Source organism: Halomonas sp. KM-1, from assembly GCF_000246875.1.
Lineage (GTDB): Bacteria > Pseudomonadota > Gammaproteobacteria > Pseudomonadales > Halomonadaceae > Halomonas > Halomonas aerodenitrificans.
Genome location: NZ_BAEU01000042.1, coordinates 1 through 19,356, shown reverse-complemented (window position 1 = coordinate 19,356; position 19,356 = coordinate 1). Strand labels below are relative to the sequence as shown.

Below are 19,356 nucleotides of genomic sequence, written 5' to 3'. Positions count from 1 at the left end.
CACTGGCGCTTTCGGCTACGGCGAAGGCAACCCGAAGTTTCTATCCGCGCGGCCCGTGCGGGCCGCGACAAGACACCAGGGCGGTGACACAGGCCATCCGGGCGTTTCTATCCGCGCGGCCCGTGCGGGCCGCGACAATACTGCTTGCCTGAGGAATCCGCCCGGCAGTGTTTCTATCCGCGCGGCCCGTGCGGGCCGCGACCGTTGACGCTCTCATAGCCGGGCACGCCCACCGTGTTTCTATCCGCGCGGCCCGTGCGGGCCGCGACGATTTTGCGGGTGAGAGCATTCGCAGCTTCGCTGGAGTTTCTATCCGCGCGGCCCGTGCGGGCCGCGACCCGGCATACCGCGACGCCTACCGTCGCCTGGACAAGTTTCTATCCGCGCGGCCCGTGCGGGCCGCGACGAGACGGTGCGCGAGTGGTTCGAGGGCAAGTACGAGTTTCTATCCGCGCGGCCCGTGCGGGCCGCGACGGACGACGAGCGTGACGCCCTGGCGGCTGAGTACGTTTCTATCCGCGCGGCCCGTGCGGGCCGCGACCGGCGGCACGGGCTTCGTCGGTAGCAGCAACGCCCAGTTTCTATCCGCGCGGCCCGTGCGGGCCGCGACCACAACATTCCGTTCCGTGTGGTGGTGCAGCTTCAGTTTCTATCCGCGCGGCCCGTGCGGGCCGCGACCTTCTTGTATTCAGTCAACGACAGTTCGGGCTTGTTTCTATCCGCGCGGCCCGTGCGGGCCGCGACCTGCTGGATGACGCCGTATTAGCGCAAATACTTGGCGTTTCTATCCGCGCGGCCCGTGCGGGCCGCGACGTGATGCTCAGATCCTGCTGACGCACCTGTCCAGGTTTCTATCCGCGCGGCCCGTGCGGGCCGCGACTTCGCGCATCTCGTAGCAGGGCCCGGCGATGTCGTTTCTATCCGCGCGGCCCGTGCGGGCCGCGACGCTCCCTGCGTGCGGCATTGGGGAGGGGATGAGCATGTTTCTATCCGCGCGGCCCGTGCGGGCCGCGACGAGCATCATCCTGCTCACTGGGCAGAATGGGACGGTTTCTATCCGCGCGGCCCGTGCGGGCCGCGACTCGCCGCAGCGACAACATTCGGCGACGAGCTGGGGGTTTCTATCCGCGCGGCCCGTGCGGGCCGCGACGCCCTCGACATCTTTGCCGATACCGCCGCCTTCGGCGTTTCTATCCGCGCGGCCCGTGCGGGCCGCGACAGGACGCCCCTCTTTCGCACATCTGGCGATGTAAGTTTCTATCCGCGCGGCCCGTGCGGGCCGCGACGCGCCTCACCTTCATATCGCCAGGGCACCACACCACGTTTCTATCCGCGCGGCCCGTGCGGGCCGCGACATTTGGAGCCAGGCCAGGTTATGCGTGACGAACATGTTTCTATCCGCGCGGCCCGTGCGGGCCGCGACGCCGCACGATTACCCCGTCACTCGCGGCATGACCAAGTTTCTATCCGCGCGGCCCGTGCGGGCCGCGACACCACTCAACAAGGCCCCCCATTGCCCGAATCTGTTTCTATCCGCGCGGCCCGTGCGGGCCGCGACTTCAGCTCATACTCCAGATTAGTAACGCGCGCCTGTTTCTATCCGCGCGGCCCGTGCGGGCCGCGACCCCACCTGACGCATAGCCACGGTTGAGGTTCTCAAGGTTTCTATCCGCGCGGCCCGTGCGGGCCGCGACCTGGTCAGGTGGGGGCAGGGGCAGGCGTAGCGCGTTTCTATCCGCGCGGCCCGTGCGGGCCGCGACACCCCGGCACCGACGTGCCCACGATGCTGGTACCGTTTCTATCCGCGCGGCCCGTGCGGGCCGCGACCCAACGCACCCATACGCGGCCGTTGACGAGAATGGCGTTTCTATCCGCGCGGCCCGTGCGGGCCGCGACGTTTCTCGTTATAGGGATATAACTGTTCCTGTTCAGTTTCTATCCGCGCGGCCCGTGCGGGCCGCGACGCCCAGCTACGCCACCGGCGGCATGCTGTGGGCGTTTCTATCCGCGCGGCCCGTGCGGGCCGCGACGCATGAAAAACCGCCGGGCCAAAAAGTCACTCGATGTTTCTATCCGCGCGGCCCGTGCGGGCCGCGACGTTAGACAGGGTCGTCGGTAGGGTGCTGATTTGGTTTCTATCCGCGCGGGCCGCGACAGGGGCCGGCAGGGTCAACGTCTTGCCGGACTCAACGTTTCTATCCGCGCGGCCCGTGCGGGCCGCGACGCCCGATTGTCGAGCCGGACCTCTCGAAAAAAGAGGTTTCTATCCGCGCGGCCCGTGCGGGCCGCGACCTCCTCGTCGTAGCCGGCCGGCACCTTGTTACGGTTTCTATCCGCGCGGCCCGTGCGGGCCGCGACCCGATAGCTCCTGATATCAGGACGGCGTCTGCTATCGTTTCTATCCGCGCGGCCCGTGCGGGCCGCGACGCGCCGCCGGCTTCAACGTCAAGATCGAGGACGAGTTTCTATCCGCGCGGCCCGTGCGGGCCGCGACGCGTATTCTTCGGTGGAATCGAGCAGCCCCAGGCGGTTTCTATCCGCGCGGCCCGTGCGGGCCGCGACTGGGCCAGACCTTCCGCTTCACCTGGCACATCGAGTTTCTATCCGCGCGGCCCGTGCGGGCCGCGACATCTCCGCAATCGACAGGTAGCCGGTGATGTTGTGTTTCTATCCGCGCGGCCCGTGCGGGCCGCGACGATCAACACCACGGAGATGAGCGAGGCCACGAAAGTTTCTATCCGCGCGGCCCGTGCGGGCCGCGACGTGGGGCTGGCAATGATGCGAGTGCAGGCAGCCGCCAGGTTTCTATCCGCGCGGCCCGTGCGGGCCGCGACCTGGGTAGCGACCACGTCGGCCACCGGCATGCCGCGGTTTCTATCCGCGCGGCCCGTGCGGGCCGCGACCGGCAAGGGCGCGGCCAGAGACCTTCACCACTCGCGTGTTTCTATCCGCGCGGCCCGTGCGGGCCGCGACAGTGGCGCTATGGCCTCTTCCAGTCCTGTAATCGGGTTTCTATCCGCGCGGCCCGTGCGGGCCGCGACCGGTGGTCAGCGGGGTTCGAACCAGCCGACATCGTTTCTATCCGCGCGGCCCGTGCGGGCCGCGACAGGGTGATGTAACGCATAGCGTCACCTCGGAAGAGTTTCTATCCGCGCGGCCCGTGCGGGCCGCGACGTCGATGCCGACGCTGTTCGACATGCTCGAGGTGGTTTCTATCCGCGCGGCCCGTGCGGGCCGCGACCTGGCCAGAGCCATTGCCGGAGATACGACCGGCAGTGTTTCTATCCGCGCGGCCCGTGCGGGCCGCGACTTGCGCGCTGTGGTGCATATATAGCTGCACCTGGGCGTTTCTATCCGCGCGGCCCGTGCGGGCCGCGACCGCCAGCAGGTGGCCGAAGTCGCTCGAGGTGTGAGTGTTTCTATCCGCGCGGCCCGTGCGGGCCGCGACTGTTCCCTTATAACGCTTTGATGGAGCAGGTGAAATGCCCATAGTTCTGCGAAATAGGACGCTGCAGCAGGAAATACTGCCTGGTTTTGATGGCCAGGCATAATAAAATTAGAAAAATCAAATTGTTAAAGAGCCGCGAACCTGCCAGGAAAACCCAGGACACTTATGGTTCGCAGAACAGGAGGGAGACTAGAAAACAAGAGGACCATTCATATCCAAGGCAGGCTTTGCGCCAATATGCTCAATACGATTCTTCCAGTTCTTTCCCAGGAAGTAGAAGCGCAAGCTATCCACTTCATCATCGATCAGATCGATTAGCCGCTGTCGAAGGCGAACCCATTGGTCAGGATCGACTTCGATCTCGAAAACCGAGAATTGCACTCGCTGCCCGACATCACGGCAAGCTTTGGCAACCCGGCGCAACCTTCCTTCGCCACCCTCTGATGACGTGCTGACGTCATAGCTGACCAGAACCATCATCGCTGCACTCTCCTAGTCGAGTCATTTCCATAAGAAGGGCGGGTAGGCATCCAGGTCGCCGCGCAGATGGCGTGCCAACAACTGAGCCTGCAATATCGGCAGCATGCCAATCGGAGCCTTCTCGCCGATAAAGGCGTGATTAAGCTCTTCACGCTTCCTCTCCTGATAGGCGGTCAGTACCGTCTTGCGCGCATCGTCGGTCAAGACCACACCACCACTTTCAGCAACCGTGAAGTCCTTCTCGCGCAGTTGGCGACGATTGACTAGAGACAGCGCCAATCTATCCCCCAAAAGAGGCCTGAACTCCTCGGCAAGATCGAGCGCCAAGCTGGGCCGGCCGGGGCGATCCCGATGAAGGAATCCCACTGCCGGGTCCAGCCCTACGCTTTCTAGCGCCGAACGGCAGTCGTGGGTCAACAACGTATAGAGGAAGGACAATAGGGCATTGAGACGATCACGCGGCGGACGACGGTTGCGGCCAGTGAAGCGGAAGACTTCACCATCGTGGCGAACGAGACTATCGAAGACGCCGAAATAGACCTGCGCGGCTTCACCCTCCAGACCCCGTAACCCATTCGTCGTGGGCTCATGCAATAGATCCCGAGCTATCCGGCTTAGACGGGTGCGCGCCCTTTCCAAACCTTCACGCTCAGGCGGCTCCAGCTTGCTAGCGTAGTCTCGCAACCCCCTGGCGATTACCGCTCTCTGGTTATGCACCTTGCCAATCAACAAACCGCGAACGATATCAGCACAACCAACGTCGGCATCGCTAGTGCGGTACTGTGCACGCCTCAGCAGCACATTGCCTGACACCGGCCCCTCGATACGTGCAAGAAACTTACCGTTGGGGGTCAAGTGCGTAATAGTGACCCCTTGTTCGGCACAAAAGCCCATCAATGGTGGAGATACCAGCACCCTACCGAAGCAGACCAGTGACTCGAGCATGTGAATGGGGAGCCGTGCCCGCTCCTTGCCCTCGACATCCATGACCACATTGGCTCCATCCTTCTTGAGCCAAGCTCCCTCAGTAGTGATATAGAGTGTATTGAGCTGGCGGCGCATACGATTCACTCATCCAGAGATTGAATTTGACGCTCCAGCCATCGACCTGCCGATCTCTGCTTACCCATGACCTGAGGTTGGCAGGCATCTATCAGCGAGCAGTGGTCGCAGCGCTTTGGCTCGTAGGTAGCGGATGGCGTACGGTTGCTATCGAAGAGGGCTCGCGTCTCTGCGATGATTCGCAAGGTCAGTGTCCGAAGCTCTTCGTCGAACGTGACGGTCTTTCTCCGCCGTGTCTTGCCGTAGTAGAGCGCTCCCTCCTCGATTTTAAGGCTCAGCATCTCCTCCAGGCACAGCGCCTGGGCACAGAGTTGTACTTCATCGGCTCGATGCGCCTTGGGCCGGCCACGTTTGTATTCTATGGGCCTCACCACGTGAGGTTGCCAGGATTCGTCGAACTCAACCACATCGGCAACTCCGGTCAATCCCAGCGCTTCACTGGCCAGCGGAAGCGCCATCGCGGTATGAATGCCGCGCCGGCGCTCATGACCCAGGTGGTCGGCCCGCTCATGAAGAATGCGTCCTTCCGCCGTATAGCGGTTCTCCTCCCACTGCTGTTCGAGGTGAATCAGCGCACACTGGCGCGGGCAGAACAGCATGTGCTGCAGCGCCGAGAGCGGGATCGGTCGGACGTCATCTTCCATCCCATTCGCCTACAGCTTCTCGTCGACGCTGACACCGGCCGGCAAGGCCTCTGCATCGACAGAGACGCGATAGTCGCTGTAATGACGGGCTGGCGTACGCTCCTCACCTTCGACGCGCTCGACTTTTACGCTGTCGAACAGCAGATGCGCCGGGGCATTACCCATCGGGTTATCATGCTTGAAGACGATCAGCTTACGCGCCGACATTTCGCCACGGGCAGCGGAGCGGTCATGCTCGAACATATTGACCAGCGCACGCCACAGCAGCTCGAGATCATCGTCCGAGAAGCCGGTACGCTCAGCGAGCTTGGCCGATATGTAGCCATGAGCACGATAGAGGCCATAGGGAATGATGTGTTTGCGGCCCATGGTTCGCTCCTTCTCCAGATCGCGCTCATTGGTAACCGCCATTCGGGTAATCGAGACTTCCATCGGCACGACCGGGTCGATAGAGCTGGCAAAAGCCATCTGCACCGGGCCACGCACTTGGCCAGAGTTGACCTCGGTGGTCATTACCGCACCGAAGGTGCGAACATCGAAGAAATTCCGGCACATCCACTCCGTCAGCGCCCGAGCCTTTTCCACCTCTTTGGGCAGCTTCTTGGGCTCGGGTTTAATGTCGAGCGCATCATAGGCCTTCTTATGCTGGTTGTTGAGTACTGATTTCTCCTGCATATAGATGGCGTAGCCGGCTTCTTCTTCCTTCTCCAAGGCGACGTAGTTGCGGATCTTGCGCTTGAGGCAGACGTCTGTCACCAGCCCCTGGTTCGTCTCAGGGTCGAGCCGGGGCAGGTTGCCTGCATCCGGATCCCCGTTGGGGTTGCCGTTGGTGACGTCGAACAGCAGCACGAATTCGTAACGATTGGCGATGGCGGTCATTCCATATCTCCCGGGCTAGCCTCATCAGCATTCTCTTGTTGACGAGTCCATTTCTGTTGATAATAACCAATAGCAAACTTTCCTTGCTCCTGAATAGAAAGATGCTTAGGAAATTCCGCTGGCAGCTTTTTCATTATCTCACCCATTTTTTTCTCAATAGCATAGGCGACATTTTCTCTCTTATCTTTTCGTATCCTAGAGAAATGGTGAACAACACCTCGCGTCAGCATTGGAAACACATTCGCCGGGGTAGCTGAAGCCGCACCATAATAACGGTCACGTATTGTAGCATTGACTTCTTTACCTAGGGCTTCTCGCTGAGCATTCTCCAGTTCAGCAAACAGCCTTCCTAATAAGTAACTGGCATTGGTGCAATGTTGATCGAGACTCACGGGCACCTCCTGATAGTTGAAATTCGAGTTCGCTACGAGTCGTGCATCTCGTGCAAGTACAGCCTTGCAAAGCGCCACGCGCAGGCCAGTAATGCCACCATCGCTGCGAAAGCGCATCACTATGTTGTTCAACAGAGACTGAGGATAGCGACACCCGGTAAGGACGGAGCGCATCATCTCGCCGGCTAGTTGTGGCAGCACATCTTCAGCTTTTGGCCAGTCGCCACGAATGGGGGCTGTCTGCAGAGCAAGCCGCCTCACACCCGGCATCACACCTTTCCAAGGGATAGGCTCCAGCAGCATATCTTTATGATGTTGGGCATAGTGCTGAGCCAGGCGCTCCAGACTATCCACATACCAAAAGCGCACCGATAAGCGAGCAGCGTTAGGGGCAAGACCGAGCACGAAGAACTGGGTATCCGGTTCCAACAACGGATCCAGCTCCTGCAAAGGACGTCCTTGAGAAATATCGGTCAGCAAGGTACCCAGCTTAGCAGCCTCTTGCTCATCACTGGGCGGCTCATTGAGCATGGCGAAAAAGTCCTCGGCCGCCTCAGCATGTGCCGCATCCCTGGCTCTGGCCCAGAACACCACCGTGGCATCGCCGATCTGGAGCCGTTGACGATTATCGGTATCTCCTCTCAGCAAGTAATTCAGCGCCGTTGAGTAGCCAAAGATGGCTGATTTGGAAATCGAGGCGTTTTGATTCTTGCTGTAGCCGTAGGATTCATAAGCATCGCTGTTAAACGAGACGAGCGATGCGCCAGACGACTGTGCATCCCTGACGCCTCGAATTGCAGGGTGGTCGGTACCCAACGGGGCGATCTCACCGGTGATCAAGCATTGTCCCAGCTCCCCTTCACCACTTTCCAGCGCAGCGCCCCATAGCCGTCGTGCTTCATGGTTCTCATGCAAATACTGTCGCTGGCCATCGAGCCGAAATATAATATTGGTATCCAATACTTCTTCGCTGTAGCCAGGAAGACCGATGAGTTGCTCTGGCATCCATTGATCGAGCAGTCTAAGAAAGGCGATCAAATAGGGATCATCACTCTCGCCGAAGAGCGCGCGCTGACGTTCCTTGAATGCGTCATGCTCATCCACCAGTCGCTTACCTTCACCAGCAGAGACACCGAGGGCATACGCAGTCTTGTCCCACAGCGGATAGGCGTGGATTCCCGAGGTACGACGTTTGTCCACAGGCACCTGGCAAGGGCTGGGTCGAGGCTTCTTGCCGGTGGTATCGCGCAGATCGATGATCTGTAGCGGCTTTCCATCCTGGGAAAATACTAGGCAGAAGCTGACTTTCTCACTACTGAAGCCAGGCAGTGGCACTTTATTTTCATCAGCCAGTCGCTGATAGTAATCGTTCAGAGCGGTCAGGATCATGCCAATGCCTCCTCGAAAGGCGGCACCTCGATCACGCCGTCCTGCATCCTGGCGCGAAAGTAACGTGGCATCTTGCCGTTGGCGAAGTCGATATCATGCAACATGAAGCCGAGATCACGCTCCCCATTTAGCTGTGGATCGACCTGTGGCATGTCAACCTCAGCTTCGATCAACTCAAATGCAGCTGGGAACTCTCGTGTGCCCAGGCATGGCATGTGGAAGCACTGTCCTTGGCGGGCACGGCGATTGAAGATGTCCAGATGCTTGCCGGGCGTATCGCTCTCGTCGGCACGCGAAGTGAACTCGAAGTGAGCCTCAATCACATAGCCCACATCGCGCAAAATGGTGGCAGCACGCTGTTGCCGATTCTGGTCAACGAAATAAGCCACGTCGTCGACACGCCCCGCCTTCATGGCCTTGGTAACGGTCGAGGCAGGCAGCTTTCCCGCGACTTCGTTGCGGCGCAGCGATTCGAATCGGATCGGTTTCAATACATGGATGCGATCCACGCACCAGCGAATCGCCGGCTTCCAGTGGATAGCTTCCAGGATGCCTCGCGCTGCGGACGGCGTGATCACATCGTAGGAGACACGCTCGACTTTCATCTCAGGCCGAGTAAAGCAGGCCCGCTCCCCCCAGATATGCAGACGAACCCCATATGTCATCCGCTGCTCCTTAATTAGTTTGCTATATGCAATTATCTCACCAGACATTGGACTCACTGGCTCGGAATGTCGGATCACTCCAGTTCAGTCCAAGCCGCTTGTCGTAAAGATCCTCGTTTATCAACACCATGAATTGCTCCCCGAACTTGTCGGATTTAACAGCCGAGATGGCGCCAACCCGCTCCAACGCAGCGAAGCCTTGGCGTGGAACCTGTACGGTGTAGGGTTGCAGCTTGCGAGCGATACCACCGACTCCTTCGACATGCTCTAGATCTCTCAACGCGGCTCGGGCCTTACCGTCGAAGGGAATGATCACGGCACGCTGGTTGTTCTCGATCATGCGAAACTTCTGCTCGAGGGTTTCGAAGGGAAGTCCATCGAGACGGCCATCCTCAACCAACTTCAAAAGACCATGCCGGTCTAGCCGCTGCGGCCCCTGCTGCCAATACAGTAGGCGGAAGTAGGCCTCTATCGCTGCCAACGACAAAGGGTCATCTCCGTGATGCCTGAGCACTTCGACAGTAGCTTGAGCGAACTGCTTGAGTTCAGGAGGAGGCTCCCACTCTTCATTGACGGTAGAAAAGATCAACACCTCACTGTCGCCAACGGCACGCTTGCCTTCGCGATTACAGCGCCCAGCCGCCTGGGCGATGGAGTCCAGTCCTGCCTCGGCACGCAAGACGCGCGGAAAGTCGACATCTACCCCAGCTTCTATGAGAGATGTCGAAATTACCCGGCAGGGCCTCCCCTGTTCCAGCACTTGGCGTATCTCGGCCAGTATCTGGCGACGGTGCACAGCGCACATCGAGGTGGTTAGATGATAGGCACCAGGCTGCTCCGCTACCGACTCGTACAAAGCCTGGGCGTGACGACGGTTATTGACGATGCATAGCACCTGATCGGTCGCGAGCAGTTGATCGCGAAGCTCCTCATCCGTCATGGGGCCAACATGACGCACATGGACACGCTCCAGTTGCCGATAGAGCTTTTCAGGCTCTGGGGCAAGTTCCCTCAGATTTCGCAAACCGCCTTTGAAACTACTTTCAGGAACGTCGGTTTCGGCCAGGGCCGGCTGAGTCGCCGTACACAGCACGACACTGGTGCGATAGTTCAGCGCTAGTTCGTCCAGTGCCGTCACGCTGGGCCGCAGCAGCGGCAAGGGCATGGTTTGGGCCTCGTCCAGGATCACCACGCTGTTAGCAATGTTGTGCAGTTTGCGGCAGCGTGAAGTCTTGGCAGCAAAGAGACTTTCGAAGAACTGTACTGCCGTGGTGACGATGATCGGTGCATCCCAGTTTTCGCTGTCGCGGCGCAACTTGTCGATACTTCGCTGGTCGCGCTGATTGTCAGTGTCGAAGGCACTATGGTGCTCCAACACTGCCGCCTCGCCATGCTGCCCCAAGGCATGACGAAACACCGCAGCGTTCTGCTCGACGATACTGGTGAAGGGAATCACATAGATCACCCGATCCATGCCGTGGGCGATGGCATGATCGAGAGCGAAAGCCAGCGAGGCCAGCGTCTTGCCTCCACCGGTTGGTACCGTCAGCGAGAATCTACCTGGCGTGAGCGCGGCTTGTGAACATACATGGGAGAGGATTTCTCCTCGTAGGCGATTGACATCACTATCGCCCTTGAAGCCGGCTAGATGCTTATCCAAAGCATCACGCAATGCGCCCAAGGGTGGCCCGCCACCGCGCGCGAGGGGTACGCCCCGCTCATTTACGGCATAGAACGCTTCGGTATCGATAAAGTCGGCATCGACCAAGCAGGAAAACAGCATTCTCGCGAGAAACGCGTACTGGAAGAAGGCCCTGGCATTGCGACGCTGGAATCGCTCGGGTGGTGGCAGGAATTCGGGCAGAACAATCTCTTGCTGCCATATCGGGTCGAGAGGGGGCAAGTCTGCTTCTAAGCGGTTCTTCAGCGGCGTACGTTCGCCGCTATCCCGCCCATTGGCCAGCCCAGCATGGTGGCCAGCAATTAGATAGGCCAATAGATGGCCAAGCTGCGGATATTTCTCGATGGCGACATGGGCGCCTGCCGTGGAGTGGTCAACGCGCTCCGGCGAACCTTCCAGACGCCGCTGGAAAGGCACAGTGTACTTGCCAAGGTCGTGCAGCAAACCCACTGCCTCGCCCCATGGCGCGGCGCCAAACCGGCTCGCTCGTTGAGCTGCCAGTCGACCCACTGCGTTCAGATGCCCTGCTAATGGCTGCCAATGAGCTCTGTCGACATCCTCAATGGAGTGCGCATAAAACATGCGTTCCCTGCCTGTCGTATTTTTCTAGTCCTTTTAGACAAGCATCTATCGTAACTTTTCGCTACAAAAAATTATTCTTAAATTGAGGCAGATCATAACTCTCAAACCACCTCCGCCACTTCCTCGAACGCCAGCCTCGGCCCTCTCGGGCGCTGAGTTTTTGGCTCCCCCACACCGAGGTTGACCAGGAAGTTGCTCTTGTAGCGGCCGTCCGGAAAGAACTCTTCGTCGATCATGTCGTGGTCGAAGCCGCTCATGGGGCCGACGTCGAGCCCCAGCATGCGTGCGGCCACGATGAGGTAGGCGCCCTGCAGGGTGCCGTTGCGGCAGGCGGTGTCGCTGGCTTTGTCGGGGTTCTCGGCGAAGCGCTCGCGGGCATTGGGCGATTGCGGGAAGACGGTGGGCATGTGTTCGTAGAAGCGGGTGTCGATGGCGACGATCACGGTGACTGAGGCTTCGTGGGCCTTGTCGCGGTTGCCTTCGGAGAGCGCCGGGATCAGGCGCGACTTGCCTTCCTCGCTCACCACGAAGACGTAGCGCGCCGGCTGGCAGTTCATCGAGGTGGGGCCCCACTTGAGCAGGTCGTAGAGCTCGCGCAGAGTGGCCTCGTCGATGGGTTCCTGCTTGAAGCCGTAGTGGGTGCGCGCTTTGCGAAACACGGTATCCAGCGCGGTGTCGTCGAGGGGCTGACGAGGCATTGAACTCTCCGGTTCGAAGTGGGCTCAGCTCACTTTACGCGTTCGTTACCGGCCGGTCACGACCGGTTGTGCGAAGCGTTATCCATTCAGCCAGACGATCCCTGCGTTGAGGTAACCCGCAAAGCTGACCCAGGCCAGGTAGGGCACCAGTAGCCAGGCAGCCAGTGACGAAATGCGGGCAAAGCGACGAATCGTCAGCAGCAGCAGCCCCCACAGCAGCACGAGATCGAGCAGGGCGAAAACCATCAGGTTCATGCCGAAAAACAGCAGCGACCATAGCCCGTTGGCCACCAACTGGGCGACGAAGGGCCATAGCACCGTGCCCCGCTGCTCGGGAGAAACCCGCAGCGTAACCCGCCAGGCGGCTATCGCCATCAGCAGGTAGAGGATCGTCCAGACCACCGAGAAGACCCAGCCGGGGGGTGTGAGCGGCGGCTTTTCGAGCTCGGCATACCAGGCTCCGGGCGAGGTAAGCGCCCCAATCATGGCCACGAGGGCGACCACCAGCAGCCAGCCGAGAAAGACCATCAACGAGTGACGGGGGACGACGGAAGGGACTGTCATGCGCAACTCCTTTTGCTCGATGTCGCCAGTGGAACGAAGCGGTTACCCCCGGCCTGAACCATACTCTAGACCAGAGTAGCGATATTCAAATATATGCCCGGGACGGCACAACGCCATGACCCTCCGGTTTGACGATTTCGAACTCGATACGGCGCACTATGAGCTGCGTCGACACGGCGAGCTGCGTCGCGTGGAACCGATGGTGTTCGATCTCATCGTGCACTTCGCTCACCATCCGGATCGGGTCTTCAGTCGCGATGAACTGATCGAGGCCGTGTGGGCGGGGCGGATCGTCTCGGACGCTACCGTCGCTTCCTGCATCAAGCAGGCACGGCGCGCGTTGGACGACAGCGGCGACACCCAGGTCTACATCAGGACGGTACGCGGCCGAGGCTTCCGCTTCACCGCGAGCGTGACCGACGATGATGCCTCTGAGCGTGTAGCGAAGACGGCTTCCTCGACCTTCGGCAGCGACGATCCCGCCCTGCTCATTCTGCCGCTGCGTGCATTGGCCGACGCCCCTGAGCTCAATCGGTTTGCCGATGCGCTGACCGGCGAGCTGAGTTCCATCCTCACGCGGATACCGCTGCTGCGCCTGAGCGCCCGGGGCGGACAGTATCTCGACCGCCCGGTGACACCGGCCGCACGCGAGCTTCACGAGGCGCTGGGGGTCGATTACGTCTTGGAGGGCAGCGTGCAGGCCTGGCCCGCTGAGGGCGCGGAGCGGATGCGCGTGACCGTGCATCTGACCGATGCCAAGGCCGGCTTTCGTCTGTGGGCCGAGACCTTTACCCTGGTCGGCCCGGTGGGCGAGGCCCTCGACATCGGCGTGCCCATGATCATCGCCAAGCTGGAGCCGCAGCTGCACCGTGCCATCTATCGCAAGGTGAGCAGTCTCGATGGCGAGCGTAGCGCCCGCCAGCTCTATCTCGAGGCCAGCGGTATCCTGGCGCTGCAGGGTTGGCATCCGGAGTCTTTCTCGGCGGCGGCGGATCTGCTGCGGCGCAGTTGGCGGCTGGAGCCGGGCTTCGCCCTGGCGGCGGCCTATCTCTCGCTGGTACGTGGGCTGGGACATCGCTTCGATCTGATGAGCGATCACGAGCAGGCATGGGCTGAAGCGCTCGATGCCGCCGAGTGCGCGTTGCAGCTCGATAGCATGGACTCGACCGTACTCGGTCACGCCGGGTGTGCGTTGGCCGATATCGGTTATCCCGACCGCGGCGTGCCGATGCTACGCAAGGCCCTGGAGATCAATCCGGCCAACGCCCAGGCCTGGGCGGCATTGGGCTCGGCGTACCTGGCTGGCAATCGTCCGGTGGAAGCGGTCGCTCATCTGCGCCATGGCATTCGCATCAGCCCGCTCGACAGCCGCCTGTCGATCTGGGGCTCGGTACTCGCCATTGCCTATCTGCTCCTCGGCGACCGCAGTGCTGCCCGCGAGCAGGCCGAACTCGCCTGCCAGCGCGACGACCGCTGCTATATGCCTCGCATCGTGCTGGCCGCCATCCACCGGCTCGATGGCAGGCAGGAGCTGGCGCGCCAGGCGCTGGAAGATGCTTATCGCATCAAGCCCGACCTGACCCTCAAGCAAATTGCGGCGCTGGTCGGGCAGAAGCACGGCATGCGCTTGGTGGCACTGTAGCCCTGTTTGCCCCGCACCCTCTCCTCTCCCCACGCAAATCCCCACAAATCCCCACGCAACCCGCAAGCCGGTGGTAAGGGCTCTGCATAGGCTGAGCTTGTCGCTCGGAAGCACCCATTGCGGGTAGAGCGACGACAGCACTGAGACAATCCACACAAGGAGTTTTGTCATGACTCTCTCTACCACGCTCGGGTCGCAGGCCGCCGGCCCCGATTACGCGGCGATCAAGGCCAAGCAACAAGCGGTTTGGGGTGCCGGTGACTATGCCCGTATCGGCGTTACCCTGCAGATCGTCGGCGAACAGCTGTGCGAAGCCATGGATCTGCGTGCCGGCCAGTCCGTGCTCGACGTGGCCGGCGGCAACGGCAACGCTTCGCTGGCTGCGGCCCGGCGATTCTGCAAGGTCGTCTCCACCGACTACGTGGAAGCGCTGCTGGCCAAGTCCGCCAAGCGCGCCGAAGCGGAAGGGCTGGCGATCGACTACCGGACGGCGGATGCCGAGAGCCTGCCGTTCGCCGACGCCTCTTTCGACAACGTGGTCTCCACCTATGGGGTGATGTTCACGCCCAACCAGGGCCAGGCCGCCGCGGAGCTGCTCCGGGCATGTCGGCCCGGCGGCAAGATCGGCTTGGCCAACTGGACCCCGGCGAGCTTCATCGGCCAGCTGTTCAAGACAGTCGGTCGCTATGTGGCGCCGCCGGCGGGGGTGAACTCACCGGCGGCGTGGGGCACTCGGGAGTTTCTCGAGACGCATTTCGGCCCGCACGTACAGAAGATCGAGGCTCAGCCGAGGTATTTCACTTTCCGCTACCAGTCGCCAACGCATTGGCTGGATGTGTTCAGCACCTACTACGGGCCGACGCTGAAAGCGTTCGAAGCGCTTGATAGCGAAGCCAGGCAGGCGCTGCGTTCGGAGGTCCTCACTCTGATCGAGGCTCACAACCGTGCCACGGACGGCACCATGGTGGTGCCCTCGGAGTATCTGGAGGTGGTCATTACGCGTTAAGCGGCCACACATCACTCCCCCGCCGGGAGCGGCATATTCGCGCTCCCGGCATTGCTTTCATGCCGTAATGACTCATCGCGCTTTTCTTTTCGCCCTTTTCTTCGCTCGACTACTTTTATAAAAACAAAAGATCACAATTCCCTTATCTGACAAGGAATCCCTCATGCTTCGCCTTTCCCACCTACCCTTTGCATGCGCCCTCCTGATGTTTTTCTCCCCTTTGGCCCTGGCCCAGCAGTCCACTCAGGAGTACCAGGCCTACGAGGACGCCCTGGCCCGGGGCGAGCGCCATGCCAACGTGTGGCAGTACGGCTGGGCGGGGGTGTACGCCTCTACGCTTGCCGTGAACGTCTATCAGGCCAGCGAGTCGGACAGCCGCGATACTCGTTACGATGCCAGAGTGGGCGCGGTGAAGTCGGCGCTGGCGCTGGCCGGTACGCTGATGGATCGCCAACCGCACCCGGCAGCTCGGCGTCAGTTGAGCGAAGGCGGTGGCGATATCGAAAGTGCGCGCCGGCTGCTGCATGAGGTGGCCGCAGAAGAGCGTCAGCGCCGCAGCCTGGAGGCGCGCCTCGGCTCTCTGCTGGTGAATACGGCCTCGGGCCTGCTGATCGGTGTGGGCGACGGCCGCGGCCGCGATGGGGCGATCAATTTCGCCACCGGCATGCTGGTCAGCGAGCTGCAGCTGCAGACCCAACCACGCCAGGCCTCGGTGGCGATCAATCGCTTCCAGCCGGCACGGGTCTCGTTCGGCGACATGCACCTGGAAGGCGAGTACGCCCTGCTGGTGACGCCCAATCAGGTGGGCGTGACGCTGCGCTATTGAGCCCCTTGGTGGGTGTATTGATGAGATGAATTGGTGAGATGTAAGAGCCTTGGCTATCTGAGTCTGGGCTCTTATCGAAACTATTTATGTTATGATATAACATATCTAACAACCCTTTGGCCTGCCCCATGCTCGATACGCTGCTCTGGTGGCTGACGTCACCCTTCGACTATGCCTTCATGCGCCGCGCCCTGGTCGCGTCATTGGCTCTCTCGCTTACCGCACCGATTCTCGGCGTGTTTCTCACCCTGCGCGGCATGAGCCTGATGGGCGAGGCGCTGTCCCACGCCATTCTGCCGGGCGTGGCCGTCGCCTTCATGCTGGCCGGCTTCTCCCTGCCGCTGATGATGGCCGGCGGCGTGCTGGCAGGGCTGATTACCGTTGCCCTGGCCGGTGGGGTGACGCAATTCAGCGGACTCAAGGAGGACGCGGCCATGGCCAGCCTGTTCCTGGTGGCCATGGCCTCGGGGGTGCTGATCGTGAGCCTGTCGGGGAATGCGCTGGATCTCGGCCATGTGCTGTTTGGTAACATACTGACGGTGGACAGCCGCACGCTGATGCTGGTGGCGGTGGCCAGCAGTGCGATAATGATCGGTGTGGCGGTCGCCTTTCGTGCTCTGGTGGTGGAGTGCCTGGATCCGCAGTTTCTGACGCTGCAAGGGCGGCATGCCGGCTGGACCCATGCTCTGTTCATGATGATGGTGGTACTGAGTCTGGTAGTGAGCTTTCAGACCCTGGGCACGCTGATGGCAGCCGGCCTGATGCTGCTGCCCGCCGCCGCTGCACGCTACTGGAGCCAGCGGCTTGAGGGCATGATCGCCATTGCCGTCGGCATTGCTCTAGCTGCCAGCATGGTGGGGTTACTGGCGTCCTACCACGCCGGCCTGCCCTCCGGGCCTACGATCATTCTGCTGGCAGGGCTGGTGTACATCATGTCGATCGTGCTTGGTCCTTATCACAGTTTGCGAGCGGGCCGAACCCGACCCAAAGCGGCTCTATTGGCGCAGCGTTCACAACTGATTCCTTGAGCGGTTCCCTTTTGCTGCGAACGCTGCATACTGCCGCCCTGGATCAGTTGGTCCACGGTCCTGTCTGATGGGCTAGACTTTACCGACTGTTTTGTAATGTTATATCTTAATCTGTTTCGTGAGGGGGCATGTATGGCACACCGCACGCACCGGCACCGCCCCGAAGGGCCATGCCATTTTTCATTGATGTCGCTTTCCGCCACGCGCCGCCTGCTGCTGGCTGCCGCGCCGCTGGGTGTGCTCTGGTTGGCCGTTTCCTGGGCAGCAGGATGGTGGGGCTGATGTCGGAAGCGCAGAGCTCGCGCCTGGAGCTACGCGACCTGCAGCTGGCTCAGGCCAACCGCACCGTGCTCGAACACGTGAACGGGAGCTTTCGCGATGGCGCCATCACCGCTTTGGTGGGAGCCAACGGCGCGGGTAAGAGCACGCTGATACAGGGCATCATGGGCATGCTGCGCCCGGTAGCGGGCAAGGTGGTGTGCTCGGTACCCAAGGAGCGCCGTGCCTGGCTGCCACAGCAGTTGGCGCTCGATCTTACCTTCCCCATGAGCGTGGAAGAGCTGGTGATGACCGGCAGTTGGCCGAGCCACGGCGCGCTCACTGGGTATTGCGCCCGTCACTATCGCCGTGGGCGTGAAGTCATGGCGCGCCTGGGCATCTCCCACCTGGCCCACCGCCCGCTTGGCGAGCTTTCCGGCGGCCAGCGTCAGCGTGCGCTGATCGGCCGAACCCTGATGCAGGAAGCGGAGCTGCTGCTGCTCGACGAGCCGTTCGCCAACGTCGACGTGGAAACCGTCGAGGTGCTGATGACGGTACTGCATGAGATGGCCGACAACGGCACCACCATCATCGTGGTACTGCACGACATGGAGCAGCTCACGCGCTTGGCCGAAGAGGTGGTGGTGCTTCATCAGGGGCACGCCCGCTGGACCACGGCCCAGGCGGTGCTTCACAGCCAGCCGACCGCCGCCGAATCGGCCCGCCTCGCCCTGGGCATGCCGGGGGTGGGAGCATGATCGAACTGCTTCACGAGTGGCTGATAGCCCCCTTCGATTATGGCTTCATGCGGCGCGCCGCGGTGGCCGGCCTGGCGCTGTCGCTGGCGGCGCCGCCCATCGGCGTGTTTCTGATGCTGCGCGGCATGAGCCTGATCGGCGATGCCATGGCCCATGCCATTCTGCCCGGCGTGGCGCTGGGCTTTCTGCTCGCCGGCTTCTCGCTGCCGGCCATGAGCCTGGGCGGCGTGCTCTCGGGGCTGCTGGTGGCCATGCTGGCGGGCAGCGTGTCGCAGATGACCGGCCACCGGGAAGACTCGGCCATGGCCAGCTTCTTCCTGATCTCGCTGGCGGCGGGGGTAATGCTGGTCTCGCTGGGGGGCAGCAGCGTCGATCTCACCCATGTGCTGTTCGGCTCGATCCTGGCGGTGAACACCACCGCGCTGCTGCTGATCGCGGCGATCAGCAGCGTGATCGTCTTCACCCTGGCGCTGATCTTCCGTGCCCTGGTGGTGGAGTGTCTCGATCCGCTGTTCCTGCGCGGCCAGGGCATGCAGGGTGGTCTGGTGCACGGCGTCTTCCTCGGCCTGGTGGTGCTCAACCTCACCGCCGGTTTCCAGACCCTGGGCACCCTCATGGCGGTGGGTTTGATGATGCTGCCAGCCACCACCGCACGCTTCTGGAGCAAGCGCCTGGAAGGACTGATCGGCACCGCCATTCTGCTCGCCATGCTGGCCAGCACCGGTGGGCTGCTGCTCTCTTACCACCTCAATATCCCTTCCGGCCCGGGCATCATCCTGCTGGCAGGCTTGGGCTACATGCTCTCCGCTTTGTTCGGCCGGCATCACAGTCTGCTGGCCAAGCTGAGGCGGCGCGCCGCCCCGCTTGGCTCTCCGGAGCCACTTTGAACGAGCACGACAATATAAACCCTTCACGGAGGACTTCCATGCGACACGTTACACCAGCACTGATCATTGGCACTTCAGCCATGCTGGCACTGCCGGCTGCCATTGCCGCCGAGCGCATTCAGGTCGTCACCAGCTTCAGCATCCTGGCCGACATGGTGCAGAACGTGGGCGGCGAGCATGTGGAGGTCACCTCGCTGGTCGGCCCCGACAGCGACGCCCATGTCTATTCCCCCACCCCGCGTGACGCCCGTGCCCTGGCCGATGCCGATCTGGTAGTGTTCAACGGCCTGCTGTTCGAAGGCTGGATGGAACGGCTGATCGATTCCAGCGACTACAGCGGCCCGCTGGTAACCGCCACCGACGGCATCGACAAGCTAGATTATCACGGTCATGACCACGGGCATGCGCATGGCCATGACCACGGGCACGACCACGATCACGACGACGGCCATAGCCATGACCACGAT

Annotated in this window: 17 protein-coding genes and 1 CRISPR repeat array; of the genes, 8 read left to right on the top strand and 9 right to left on the bottom strand. The window is 61.5% G+C overall.

Annotation, left to right across the window (positions count from 1 at the left end):
* Positions 1-36 precede the first annotated feature (36 nt).
* Positions 37-3,448: direct repeats of the CRISPR family, unit length 33 nt; unit sequence GTTTCTATCCGCGCGGCCCGTGCGGGCCGCGAC.
* 189 nt (positions 3,449-3,637) lie between these two features.
* The 9 genes from cas2 to B8115_RS03480 all read right to left on the bottom strand — a co-directional run bounded on the left by cas2 (position 3,638) and on the right by B8115_RS03480 (position 12,484).
* Positions 3,638-3,928, bottom strand: a complete 291-nt coding sequence (cas2, locus tag B8115_RS03520; RefSeq protein ID WP_010626372.1) for a CRISPR-associated endonuclease Cas2 — start codon at positions 3,926-3,928, stop codon at positions 3,638-3,640.
* Positions 3,929-3,949: 21 nt separating this feature from the next.
* Complete coding sequence (gene cas1c / locus B8115_RS03515) at positions 3,950-4,990, bottom strand: type I-C CRISPR-associated endonuclease Cas1c (protein ID WP_010626371.1); 1,041 nt, start codon at positions 4,988-4,990, stop codon at positions 3,950-3,952.
* 5 nt (positions 4,991-4,995) lie between these two features.
* Positions 4,996-5,634 (bottom strand): CRISPR-associated protein Cas4, encoded by a 639-nt coding sequence (cas4, locus tag B8115_RS03510; RefSeq protein ID WP_010626370.1) that lies wholly within the window; start codon positions 5,632-5,634, stop codon positions 4,996-4,998.
* A 9-nt stretch (positions 5,635-5,643) separates the two neighbouring features.
* A complete protein-coding gene (gene cas7c / locus B8115_RS03505) occupies positions 5,644-6,513 on the bottom strand; it encodes a type I-C CRISPR-associated protein Cas7/Csd2 (protein WP_010626369.1) in 870 nt (289 codons plus the stop codon).
* Positions 6,510-8,294: a type I-C CRISPR-associated protein Cas8c/Csd1 gene (gene cas8c / locus B8115_RS03500; protein ID WP_010626368.1), complete on the bottom strand. Its 1,785-nt coding sequence runs from the start codon at positions 8,292-8,294 to the stop codon at positions 6,510-6,512. The genes cas7c and cas8c overlap by 4 nt, the downstream gene beginning before the upstream one ends.
* Complete coding sequence (gene cas5c / locus B8115_RS03495; protein WP_010626367.1) at positions 8,291-8,959, bottom strand: type I-C CRISPR-associated protein Cas5c; 669 nt, start codon at positions 8,957-8,959, stop codon at positions 8,291-8,293. The genes cas8c and cas5c overlap by 4 nt, the downstream gene beginning before the upstream one ends.
* A gap of 37 nt (positions 8,960-8,996) precedes the next feature.
* Positions 8,997-11,222 carry a CRISPR-associated helicase/endonuclease Cas3 gene (locus tag B8115_RS03490; RefSeq protein WP_026037865.1) on the bottom strand — a complete coding sequence of 742 codons (2,226 nt, stop codon included), beginning with the start codon at positions 11,220-11,222 and terminating at the stop codon, positions 8,997-8,999.
* 101 nt (positions 11,223-11,323) lie between these two features.
* Positions 11,324-11,920, bottom strand: coding sequence for a malonic semialdehyde reductase (locus B8115_RS03485; RefSeq protein WP_010626365.1), 597 nt, complete (start codon positions 11,918-11,920; stop codon positions 11,324-11,326).
* A 78-nt stretch (positions 11,921-11,998) separates the two neighbouring features.
* Positions 11,999-12,484: a TspO/MBR family protein gene (locus B8115_RS03480; protein ID WP_010626364.1), complete on the bottom strand. Its 486-nt coding sequence runs from the start codon at positions 12,482-12,484 to the stop codon at positions 11,999-12,001.
* Between the two features lie 115 nt (positions 12,485-12,599).
* On the opposite strand from B8115_RS03480, the gene B8115_RS03475 reads away from it, so the two are divergent.
* From B8115_RS03475 to B8115_RS03445, 8 genes are all read left to right on the top strand, one after another.
* Complete coding sequence (locus B8115_RS03475; RefSeq protein ID WP_010626363.1) at positions 12,600-14,126, top strand: winged helix-turn-helix domain-containing protein; 1,527 nt, start codon at positions 12,600-12,602, stop codon at positions 14,124-14,126.
* Positions 14,127-14,295: 169 nt separating this feature from the next.
* Complete coding sequence (locus B8115_RS03470; protein WP_010626362.1) at positions 14,296-15,132, top strand: class I SAM-dependent methyltransferase; 837 nt, start codon at positions 14,296-14,298, stop codon at positions 15,130-15,132.
* Between the two features lie 205 nt (positions 15,133-15,337).
* The gene (locus B8115_RS03465) at positions 15,338-15,958 is read left to right on the top strand and encodes a hypothetical protein (protein ID WP_238539191.1); all 621 of its coding nucleotides are present in this window, start codon (positions 15,338-15,340) and stop codon (positions 15,956-15,958) included.
* A gap of 128 nt (positions 15,959-16,086) precedes the next feature.
* Positions 16,087-16,986, top strand: coding sequence for a metal ABC transporter permease (locus B8115_RS03460; protein WP_010626360.1), 900 nt, complete (start codon positions 16,087-16,089; stop codon positions 16,984-16,986).
* A 132-nt stretch (positions 16,987-17,118) separates the two neighbouring features.
* Complete coding sequence (locus B8115_RS23700; RefSeq protein WP_162832591.1) at positions 17,119-17,268, top strand: hypothetical protein; 150 nt, start codon at positions 17,119-17,121, stop codon at positions 17,266-17,268.
* Positions 17,268-18,002: a metal ABC transporter ATP-binding protein gene (locus B8115_RS03455; protein WP_010626359.1), complete on the top strand. Its 735-nt coding sequence runs from the start codon at positions 17,268-17,270 to the stop codon at positions 18,000-18,002. The genes B8115_RS23700 and B8115_RS03455 overlap by 1 nt, the downstream gene beginning before the upstream one ends.
* Positions 17,999-18,889 (top strand): metal ABC transporter permease, encoded by an 891-nt coding sequence (locus B8115_RS03450; RefSeq protein ID WP_010626358.1) that lies wholly within the window; start codon positions 17,999-18,001, stop codon positions 18,887-18,889. Before B8115_RS03455 ends, B8115_RS03450 begins: the two co-directional genes overlap by 4 nt.
* Positions 18,890-18,927: 38 nt before the next feature.
* On the top strand, positions 18,928-19,356 hold a 429-nt coding region (locus tag B8115_RS03445; RefSeq protein WP_010626357.1), incomplete at its 3' end, for a metal ABC transporter solute-binding protein, Zn/Mn family.